We start from the raw sequence: 10,587 nt of genomic DNA, 5'->3' as shown, positions 1-10,587 counted from the left end.
TCTTGTAACGTTATATTTAAAACCCCAATCGGTTATTAGAGCCTAAACATATCTTGTTTTATTATCGAGTAGATTGTTTGGCTTTGGAACGCAGACGTAGCGGGCTACGTCAAGTTACAAAGGCAGACAAGATGCCGATAAGAAAATAAAAGATGTTAGGAAACAATACCATAATATGAAACAAACATATTGTGGTCTAATGATTGATTGGGGTTTAAGGCTTAGTTAGCAGGCTAACTAAGCCTTTTTGATTATTCTTTTAGAGTTCTATTCTATACTTTCTTATCGGTTTATTAGTTGCTTTCAGGTACTACAAATGGCTACTACATCAATTCTATAGCTATGGTAAACTTTATTAATTCATATCCTATAAGAAACCCACAGCTCTGAATTTTATTTACATTTACCTTTGATTTATTTACCAAAAACAGCCAAAAAAACGCTTTCCTTACAGCCTTTGTAACTCATTCGTTATAAAAGAGTTACAAAACTGCTTTTCAAAAGGTGCTTAATTGGACTTCAAAAGGGCGTTAGTAAGGGTCTTAAAGAGCACCTTTTGCAAGCCAAAAAGGCGTTAATTCGAATGCAATTAAGCCTTAATAAAAATCGAGTAGACGAAAAATACTTACAAAGAGGATTACTAACAGTTGGATAATTGACCTCCAAGACCTCTAAAAAGCCTACTTTAAAAGATACTGTTTTCTCGACTCTATAATATCTTCCATGTTCTCACTCGCCCATGAAAGGAGGTTGTCGATAAGCGGTAGTAGACTTTTCCCTTTCTCCGTAAGCGAATATTCAACGCGGGGAGGTATCTCTGGAAATACTTCCCGATGAATAAGTCCATCACCCTCCAACATCTTCAGCGTTGCAGTCAGCATCTTTTGAGAAATATCGGGTATATTACGTTGCAGTTCCTTAAAGCGTTGGCAATCGTTGTTCTCCAACGTGAAAAGCACCAACATTGACCACTTGTCCCCTACTCTTGACAGTACATTTCTTATAGGACAGTTAGGATAGAGGGCATCTCTGACTTCGTTTCTATTCATACTTATAAGCTCTTTAAGTCATATTACTGCACAAAAGTAACTATTATAAGCTAAGGCTCGCACCTTTTAGTGTTAAACTATGTAAAACGAGTATCCTTTAAATGCTTTATTATCAGTATTACTTACCTCAAGGTAACTGGCTGACATTTGTGTGCCTACTTGTAGAACAGACTGAAAGTCAATACCTTTGCATTATCAAAACAAACAAAACAATAAAACAAAAAGAATTATGAAAACAATTGAAACGATCAAGAATGGTAAGAACTTCACAGCAGTAAACGTTGGTAAACTCAGCGACATCAAGGACTATGTGCTCCCATTCGGAGAGATAGAGATTCCGGGTAAGGTATTCGTTGGTCAGGCATTACAGACGACAGGTAGCGAACTTTCATTCCAGACTCTTGTACCTGGTCAAGATAGTGGTTTCCTTCATACACACAAGACACACGAGGAACTTTACTTTATCCTCAAAGGTGAAGGTGAGTATCAGGTTGATGGCGAGGTCTTCCCTGTGACTGAAGGTAGTATTATTCGCGTTGCTCCAGAAGGTAAGCGTGCGCTGAAGAATACTGGTAATGACGAGATGTTAATGCTCTGCATCCAGTATAAGGCTAACAGCTTTGCTGAGAATGATGCACCTGCTGGCGATGGTGTGATACTGAATGAAGAACTAAAATGGTAATTGACCCACTATTCCCTACGTGTCCGATACGTAATATCCTCTCACGGATATGCGTGGCGGACACGCTTTGCCTTATCCAAACACTCGGTAAGAAAGGCAGAGCAACTTACGAAGAGTTAAGGTATGACCTGCCCGACTCTCCCCTATCCGCCTCGATAAATATATTAAAAGAAGATCGGATTATTGTTGAAAGCGACAAACAATACGTCCTTTCAAACATTGGGAAAGAACTATTTCCACTCATCTCAACGCTCATCGCTTGGTGTGAGAGGAATGTTTCCCCATCTCTAAGGCAATAGTTCAAATAAGGTGTAACATTGTATTTAGTGACATTTCAGGCTTCTACAAAACGAAAAGGAGTGAAAGAAAATATCGTTTCTTCCACTCCTTTTTCTTATATAAATATAGTCTATTAGCTAAAAGACCTACCCTTTGAAAATACAGGACAACAAAAGCACTATAGCTATGTGCTTAATATACTTCCTATCATTTGTCAACTAACACTATGTTATAGCCCCCTTGTCTAATAAGAAATCATAGATATCTATAAATAAAATACCATCTTCATCCTGATAACGAGGACTATGATCACCAATTATAACCACTTTCTGAAACGAATCATCTATTCTTCTAAGTGATTGTAATTCTTGGTCACGTTTCGTATCATCAGGAATGCTGAAGGCAGACTGGATATAAGCTCTCTTATAACCTTGGTTACAAACAAAGTCTACTTCAAGTATCTTTCTAATCTTCTTCCCATCTTCGTCCTTAGTATTCCAAATGACCTCACCTACATCAACAGCCATTCCACGAGTACGTAATTCGTTGTAAATAGCATTTTCCATCAAGTGAGTTTTTTCTACTTGTCTGAAATTAAGAAGCGCATTTCTCAGTCCTAAGTCTTCAAAATAAAACTTAGAAGGCGTATCTATATAACGTCTACCCTTAATATCATAACGTAGAGCGCGTTCAATAATAAATGCATCTTGTAAGTAATCAATATAAACTTTAATGGTATCTTGACTAATCGCACTTTTCTTTACTGTTCGGAAAGTATCAGCAAGCTTTCTTGGATTAGTCAAGCCACCCACTGTAGAAGCTAACGTGCTTATGAGTTCTTCAAGATCACTATCTAATTTTATATCATAACGTTCCTTGATATCCTTTAAATAAGTATGCTTAAACAAGCTTTTTAAATAGTCGACTTTCTCTTGAGTGGAAGTCATTGTGACTACTTGTGGTAATCCACCATAAGTCATATACTCTACCCAAAGATTCTCAATAGGCTCATTCGGCTTTGCATTACGTATTTCAAGAAAAGAAAGAGGATGTACTTTAATCTCTAATCCACGACCGCGAAACTCAGTTACTATATCCTTAGATAAGAAACGAGCATTAGAACCTGTGACATATAGATCAGCATTCTTTACCTGTAAGTACGAATTAAGTACGTCCTCAAAATCACTAACAAGTTGCACTTCATCAAGTAAAACATAATGCATCTGATCATCCTTCAATCTACTATCAATGTATTCAAGTAACTTATCAGGGTTTCTTAACACTTTGTTTCTGCGGTCTTCAAGATTTACCATAACAATGTGTTCATCACTCACACCTTCAGCTTTTAGAGCCTCAGAGAATAACCTGAAGAGAAGATATGATTTACCACATCTCCTCATACCAGTAATGACCTTAATCATTCCATTATATCTCAAATCCATCAATCGTTTGAGCAATGCATCACGTCTTATCTCCATTCTATTCTATATTTTTGCACCTATCCGCATTTTTATCGACTACAAATGTAATCAATTATTGAGATAAAAGCAAATCTATTTTAAGATAATTCTAACGTATGAAAGGTAGAATCTGCTTTGTGTTACATACATAAATAAAAGACTTCATGCACTATATAGCTGAAATAGAACGACGAGTGGATGCAAATATGATTCGAACGGATTATAGACAGTTAGTAAGAACGCAAAAAAGATAGGGAACGACAAATTGTGATTCCCTATCTTTTTATTTATCAAATGACTATAATAAGCCCTTTACTTCTCCAACACTTTGAACTCAGCACCTGTTGCGAAGTCCTGACCAGACTGTTCGCTGAGGGCTGTCAGACGGACGAAGCGAGCCTTGACTGGTGTGGTGAGGAGGATAGTCTTTTCCTTTCTATTGTTCTCAAACTCACCTTCAGCGACAGCCTTACCCCATGTCTTGCCGTCGTTGCTTACCTGAATGCTGTACTTCTTGATGTTACCATTGTTACTGTCCTGACGTGGGAGGTAGGTGAAACCCTTGATAGTCTTCATGCCACCACAGTCGAAGTCAACCCAGTGTGGGTAGTTAGCCACAGTAACAGAGTACATTGTGTGCCAGTAGCTGCTTGGATTTCCATCAGTAAGGTGACTTGCATCACCCTCACCACTCTCCTGACTTGAAGCGAAGACCACTGACAATGGGATGCTCTCAATACGTGAGAAGGTCTGAGAAGCTACGAGCCAATCATTCTCCTTTGTCCAAGCTGAAATCGTACCACCATTGCGCAAGCTAACAGGACCAGTGTACTTCACTGTCTTCTTGCTGTCGTTAACACGATAGTAGATATCGCCCTTCGCACCATTTGCATTGATCGTCACATTGCCCTCACCGTCACGTACGATGGTAAGTGGTGTGGCACCATTAAGCCTTACATTCGCATTGCTAACGAGGTCGTTGGTCTTAACAGAGTTCATCGGACGAATCATATAACCGAAGGTGTGTGGCGTTGCCATAACACGGTCGCGCAGCAGCGGACCACCCTGTCCACAGCTGTTACCACCAAGACCAGTGATTGCCATGTCAAGATGCAAATAAGTATATTCGCTCTGAGGTAATTCGTGTGGATGGTTAGCCATTGCAATGGTATTATCCGACCAAGGAAGTGCAGAGAAACTCATCTTATCCTTAGCCACGAAGATAGCACCATAGAGGGCATCGTTACCAGTATTACCAGTGAGTGAGAGCCAACGAGTATCCTGATGGTTACCAGTATCCTGTGGCTTAGGGAAGGCAACGAATTCATCCTCAACATTCTGCTGCTCATAGAGACCAATCATCTGACCCGTCTTACGGTCTGGATAGTTGTCAACTGTACCACGACCATAGTAATTCAACAAGCTGAGTGCCTTTGGAACACGTACTGTATAACCCAACTTTGCGAGTGTCAAATTAGGCTTATTACTTGTTATTGCGCTCTCGCTCTCAATGCTACCGTCAGGGAAGATAGTATAAACCACTTGTGTATTAAAGCGGAAATCATCCTTACCGAATGGCTTTTCCTTGTATTCGATGAGCTTCTTCCAGTTGGCATTGCCACCCTCAAGGCGATAACCATAAGGTGCCTGTGACTCAACATTGAACACAACAGAAACAGAACCGTCAGCATTTGCGTGGGTTGTATAGTTAGTACACTTGTGCTGGAGGTTGTTCAATCCGTTTGCATACCACGCTTCGTAAGCCCAGTTGTCATTGTTAACCCATGCACGGAAAGCGTTCAACTCTGGTCCACAACCATCTGCAATGATAGTCTTACCATCGTACTGAAGGTTATAAATCGTACCCTTTGCGAGGTCGAATGTCGTTGTGAAGGTCTTGCCAGAGAAGACTATCTTATTGTCCTTTACGGCAGACATATTCACCTTACCTGCTGCAGCGATAGCTGGACGAACCGCTGCTACCTGTACAGGCAACTGCTCTTCAGCCTGAACATATCCTGCCTTTGCCCATGGCATGTCATGCTTGAGGCGATAGGTAATGTGGAGGAGGTACTCCTTATTTGGGTCAAGACCCTCGTTGAGTCCTGCGATTGTAATGCTCTTATGACTTCTTGCTGGTACACTACCAAGCTCAAGGTCGCCCTTCTTAACGGTTACACCATCAGCTGTCAGGCTATAAGACATTGCATAACCACTGAGATCATCAGAGTAGTAGTTCTTATTGAATACATCCAAAGTAGCTGTCTTAGCGTCCTTCCAGCTTGTTCCAATATACTGATACACCTTCTTTACCTCATAATACTGTGGCTTTGGTGTCTCATCACCGAAGATAATACCATTCATAACAAACTGTCCATCGTTAGGCGTATCACCGAAGTCACCACCGTAAGCAAGGTAACGCTTGCCGTCCTTTGTGTAGTTGTACATACTCTGGTCAATCCAGTCCCAGATAGCACCACCCATAAAGAAGTTCGTAGACTCCATTGCCTCCCAATAGTCAACGAGGTTACCTACAGCGTTACCCATCGAATGGGCATACTCTGAGATATGGAAAGGATACTTGATACCCATCTTACCCTTCACCGCATCACGGGTCCAAGCAATACTTGGATACTGGTTAGAACCCATATCCACGATGTCGTTGTTGCGCTCATACTGTACTGGTCTTGAAGCATCATAAGCCTTCAGAGAGTCGTAGGCTACAACGAAGTTATGACCAGGTCCTGCCTCATTACCCAAACTCCAGATAACGATTGAAGGCTGATTAACAAGCTGGTGAGTCATTGCCATTACACGATCAACGTGTGCTGCTTGGAACTCTGGTACGTGTGAAAGCGATGCCTTGCCATAGAAGTACTCATGACTCTCAATGTTTGCCTCGCTCTCCAAGTAGATACCATATTTGTTGCAGAGATAATAGAAGTAAGGGTCGTTAGGATAATGAGAGGTACGTATGTGGTTGATATTCGCACGCTTCATCAGCATAATCTCATGTTCCATCTGCTCACGAGAGATAACCTTACCTGTCAATGGGTTGGTATCGTGGCGGTTCACACCCTTGAGTTTCACTGGCTTACCATTGATATAGTAATATCTTCCAGCCAAACCGAGCTCGTCCTGACTTGCTGGTGTATCCTTAATCTCAACCGTACGGAAACCAGTTTGGAAACTTATCGTTTCAACAACTTTCTTACCTTGCATCAACTCACCAACAAGAACATAGACATTAGGCTCTTCTGCTGTCCATGCTGCCGCATTGTTCACGGTAAGAGTCTGACGAACGTCAGTCTGTCCGTTGCTGCTACAAGTGGTCTTTGCCTTCGCATCTTCGAAAGTTGCCACCAACTCGTTGTCATCCGCAAAGAGTCTGTTCTTATAGATGCTCCAACGAAGGTGGAGATCTTTCGCATTCTTTGTAGTAAGGTTCTGCAATGTTGTATTGAGTTCAACAGTACCCTTGCCGTCTGTATAGGAAGGGATAGCCTTCACGTCAGCAATATGTACCTTCGGAGTAGCTGTTACGCTGACATTACGGAAGATACCTGGCAAGCGGAACATATCCTGCGCCTCGAGGAAACTACCGTCTGACGAACGATAAACCTCTACTGCTACCTCGTTCTTTCCCTTAGTGATATAAGGGGTAATATCGAATTGTGCCGTATTGCGTGAGTTCTTTGAGAAGCCTACGTAACGACCGTTAATCCACAAATAGAAGAATGAGTCTACACCATCAAAGTTGAGATAGACTTCCTTACCGTCCCAAGTAGTTGGAATGTCAAAGCTTCTTCTAAACGAACCTACCTCATTACGATATTCGTAAGTGGTGTAGTTCTTTGGCGGTTCACGCATAACGCCCTTCTTCCAGTCGCCCGGTTCGATGTTATATTTGAAGATAACCCACTGATTCACATAGATTGGCACACCATACTTCAGTGTTCCATCTTTCTGAATACCTGCCATATTCCAACTTACTGGCACCTGCAGATGGTCCCACTTGCTGTCATCATACCCCTTTTCGAAGAAGTCTTTTGGACGTTCATCGGGGTTCTTTGAGAAGTGGAAACTCCATTCTCCGTTGAGAGAAAGGTAATCCTTAGCAAACTCTGGTAATACTTTTCTTGCCTCGTCAACCGAAGAGAAAGAAGAGAATAGCGCACGAGCTGGCAGTTTGTTATAACCCAGTGCACCGGGTGACTGCCATTCATTGCCAGTTGGTGCTGTAGCCTGACCGAAGAGATAGCCTCCAGTAGGATAGTCATCAGCCTGTATAGGTGCAGCTGTTAATGACGATAATAATAAACCGATTAAAAATTGTTTATGCATAATAGTTAGGTGTTATATTCTGTCTTATCTGTCTCTGACTGCCTCTTTCAAGGTTTCTCCAAAGACGCTATGAGGTTGTTACTCAGCATGCAGACCTCACTTCTTTTATCAATGTAGGCAAAGTTAATAAAAAAAAACAAATAAGCAATAGGAAAGGGAGGATATTACGTAAATAATACACTCTTGGGGGAAGTAGACAAGGGAACGGGTAGACGAGTAAACGAGTTGATTGTAAAGAAAGACAGAGTAACGAGGGAAGTAGACAAGGGAACGAGTGGACAAGTGAACGAGTTGATTGTGAAGAAAGACAGAGTAACAAGGGGACAAGTGGACAAGGGAACGAGTGGACAGGTGAACAAGTTAATTGTGGAGGAAGACAAAGTAACAAGGGAACAGGTGGACAAGTTAGACGAGTAGATAAGAGAAAAAGTTGATTGTGAAGGAAGACAAAGTAACAGGGGAACAGGGGTAAGTACTTATAATATATGGGGAGAGAAGGGCTTGAAAAAAGCAAGAGACTAATACACTTCTTACAAGAAGAGTTTAGTTTTTATTTGCTGTCACTTTTAACACTTCAAGTAATCACACTGTAAACTAATAAGTTAGACGAGTTTTTCGAGTGATAGGAGTGACAGCAAAGTTTGTTTTATAGAAATGTATTAAGAAAACAAAGCGACATGAGGGGGTGGCACGCTAAATGAGTGAACGAGCCGACAAGTTAACAGGTTACTTGTGGAGAGTACAAGACAACATGAGAACTCGGTTTCCGTTATGCCGCCAAATCTATAACAAGTCACAAGGGGCAACGACTTTCTGATTTGGGTCCATGCCACGTCTTTTCATTAGTTTACCAAGTCCGAAGATATGATAAGACTTGATAGGCTTGGGCGTAGCAAGTTGAATACCAAACTGATCCTTATAGATGTCATATATAAGTTCAGAACAATAATACTTGTCATTATTAAACTTAAAGGCTAAATCATAACGCTTACCAAGGTATTTAGCGTACTTAATTTTGACAGGTTTGTTCAGTACTCGTCTTCTCTTATACCTTCCCATCTTACCCCTATCAATCCATGCATTTAGTGGAGTGAGCTTGACAACATTAGAAGCTTCAAGCACATAGAGTTTGCCTTCCTTCTCTACAATCACACCACAATGTGACCACGGAGAATTAGTTGCTAATTGAATAAAAGGCGACTGACGACTTTGCGATACTTGAAAGATTAAGTCTCCCTCCTTAAAATCATTCGTCACTCTTGGAGTTCGCTGCGCATATAATGCAATAGCAACCAATAGCAACATGATTATTGTCTTAAACTTTTTCATTATTATTCTGTTATTCTTTGACTTACAAGGACTCTAAAAATACATTTTCCATTATTTAGGAGTAGCCGTAAAGCGATTGCAAAGGTAATGATTCTAAAGCAGAATGTTAAGTGGAACAGACTTTTTTCTTATAAGCTACTCTCTGTCTGATGTTTCCAAAAGCGGGAAGTGATATCCTCAAAGCTTCCATCTGTGCAGCGGCGGTACATTCGTTGGTTAGTACGTGGGGAATCGAGTCCACCAAGATGGCGGAGGTAGGGTCCCACTTTGATATAGTCGAAATGCTGTTGATCAATGAGCGGAGAGATTGCTGTGCGCCCAGTGTACCAACCAACCTTCAAACTGTGGTGACGTTCTTGGACATATTTCGCAAGCAGGTCGACTGCCGCTGGGTCGCCATCGCCCCCCATAAACCCCACACAGGTAATGGTATCTTTCGCACCATGAATCAGTGCAGACAGCGCTTCAGCCGTCAATTCATCTCCCCTGTTTGCCCACAAGAACTGACTATGGCAGCCCGGACAACGACACGGACATCCCGAAATATTAATGGCAAGTGTCACCTCATCGGGAAACTCCTGAAAGACAATATCTGTATTGATATAACGAAGCATTACTATCTGATTCTTTTTGCTAAACACGCTTATGTTCAAGCGATTACCTTCATCCACACAACACCGTGTTACCTCCTTTTATGTGAACGATTTTCTACCCTACAAAGATATAAAGAAAGTATTAAACAAAGCAGACTTTATCTGGAATTATTGATAAAATTTGTAAGAGACAACAGCTTTACTAATCTTTTATAAATCACACTTAATAAGAATCATACTTTTTTATAAAGTTTGGTTTACAAAATTGGACCTTTTCTATAAAACAAACTTTATAACCTCTGACTTTCTAAGCTTTTTCATCATGAATCATTATCTCTCATAACCTATACTTATGCTAAGGTTTATTTATAGGTTTTCAGGATTTTGGAGTGATAAGGTTTGACACTTAAAGTTAGGTTTCTAACGAAATGTCACACGGAGAAAAGGAGAGAACGGAGGATTATTAAAAAGCGATAGAAGCCACAGAGGCACCGTCGGTGCATAGAGCGACGGAGCTTGTTTGCAAATTCTATTAGCAATTTATCAACAAAGCGTTTATCCCTAAATATTTATCAAGGAGCTGTACGCTACACCTCCGTCGCTCTTTGTGCCGATGGCACCTCTGTGATATTGCGTTACCTCCGTCCCCTCCGTAACTCTGTGTGCCTATTATATAAGACGTTTAGTTTAGCACTCCACATTTCGGAAGAACCAAACAATTATCTATTTTGTAATAAAAAACTCAACATATGAAAATCAACACATGCTCTTTTAGGTTCGTAAAGACGCCCTTTTAGCTTGCAAAAGGTGCCCTTTAAGACCCTTACTAACGCCCTTTTGAAGTCCTATTA

The 10,587-nt window shown here is 41.0% G+C and carries 7 protein-coding genes; 2 read left to right on the top strand and 5 right to left on the bottom strand.

The window, feature by feature from the left end:
• Positions 1–680 precede the first annotated feature (680 nt).
• Entirely contained in the window at positions 681–1,049 is a 369-nt protein-coding gene (locus HMPREF1505_RS07745) for a helix-turn-helix domain-containing protein (RefSeq protein WP_004359338.1), read from the bottom strand.
• 229 nt (positions 1,050–1,278) lie between these two features.
• On the opposite strand from HMPREF1505_RS07745, the gene HMPREF1505_RS07740 reads away from it, so the two are divergent.
• Complete coding sequence (locus tag HMPREF1505_RS07740) at positions 1,279–1,731, top strand: cupin domain-containing protein (protein WP_036924332.1); 453 nt, start codon at positions 1,279–1,281, stop codon at positions 1,729–1,731.
• Between the two features lie 503 nt (positions 1,732–2,234).
• On the opposite strand, the gene HMPREF1505_RS07735 is transcribed toward HMPREF1505_RS07740, so the two are convergent.
• Together HMPREF1505_RS07735 and HMPREF1505_RS07730 are read right to left on the bottom strand one after the other, a co-directional pair.
• The gene (locus HMPREF1505_RS07735) at positions 2,235–3,488 is read right to left on the bottom strand and encodes an ATP-binding protein (RefSeq protein WP_036924329.1); all 1,254 of its coding nucleotides are present in this window, start codon (positions 3,486–3,488) and stop codon (positions 2,235–2,237) included.
• 294 nt (positions 3,489–3,782) lie between these two features.
• On the bottom strand, positions 3,783–7,814 hold the full coding sequence (locus tag HMPREF1505_RS07730; protein ID WP_036924326.1) for a glycoside hydrolase family 2 TIM barrel-domain containing protein: 4,032 nt from the start codon (positions 7,812–7,814) through the stop codon (positions 3,783–3,785).
• 183 nt (positions 7,815–7,997) lie between these two features.
• On the opposite strand from HMPREF1505_RS07730, the gene HMPREF1505_RS07725 reads away from it, so the two are divergent.
• Positions 7,998–8,231 (top strand): hypothetical protein, encoded by a 234-nt coding sequence (locus HMPREF1505_RS07725; RefSeq protein ID WP_036924325.1) that lies wholly within the window; start codon positions 7,998–8,000, stop codon positions 8,229–8,231.
• A gap of 366 nt (positions 8,232–8,597) precedes the next feature.
• On the opposite strand, the gene HMPREF1505_RS07720 is transcribed toward HMPREF1505_RS07725, so the two are convergent.
• Positions 8,598–9,143: a YiiX/YebB-like N1pC/P60 family cysteine hydrolase gene (locus HMPREF1505_RS07720; protein ID WP_036924323.1), complete on the bottom strand. Its 546-nt coding sequence runs from the start codon at positions 9,141–9,143 to the stop codon at positions 8,598–8,600.
• A 128-nt stretch (positions 9,144–9,271) separates the two neighbouring features.
• Positions 9,272–9,757 carry an anaerobic ribonucleoside-triphosphate reductase activating protein gene (nrdG, locus tag HMPREF1505_RS07715; protein ID WP_036924321.1) on the bottom strand — a complete coding sequence of 162 codons (486 nt, stop codon included), beginning with the start codon at positions 9,755–9,757 and terminating at the stop codon, positions 9,272–9,274.
• Between the last annotated feature and the right edge of the window lie 830 nt (positions 9,758–10,587).

Origin of the sequence: Prevotella sp. ICM33, assembly GCF_000517825.1 — a bacterium.
Taxonomy (GTDB): Bacteria; Bacteroidota; Bacteroidia; order Bacteroidales; family Bacteroidaceae; genus Prevotella; species Prevotella melaninogenica.
This window is presented reverse-complemented; position numbering and strand designations above follow the sequence as displayed.

What these genes read in the sequence shown, in the direction of transcription:
- HMPREF1505_RS07730 (WP_036924326.1), bottom strand. Translation starts at nt 7,814, where the DNA reads ATGCATAAACAATTTTTAATCGGTTTATTATTATCGTCATTAACAGCT.
- HMPREF1505_RS07740 (WP_036924332.1), top strand. Translation starts at nt 1,279, where the DNA reads ATGAAAACAATTGAAACGATCAAGAATGGTAAGAACTTCACAGCAGTA.
- nrdG (WP_036924321.1), bottom strand. Translation starts at nt 9,757, where the DNA reads ATGCTTCGTTATATCAATACAGATATTGTCTTTCAGGAGTTTCCCGAT.
- HMPREF1505_RS07720 (WP_036924323.1), bottom strand. Translation starts at nt 9,143, where the DNA reads ATGAAAAAGTTTAAGACAATAATCATGTTGCTATTGGTTGCTATTGCA.
- HMPREF1505_RS07745 (WP_004359338.1), bottom strand. Translation starts at nt 1,049, where the DNA reads ATGAATAGAAACGAAGTCAGAGATGCCCTCTATCCTAACTGTCCTATA.
- HMPREF1505_RS07735 (WP_036924329.1), bottom strand. Translation starts at nt 3,488, where the DNA reads ATGGAGATAAGACGTGATGCATTGCTCAAACGATTGATGGATTTGAGA.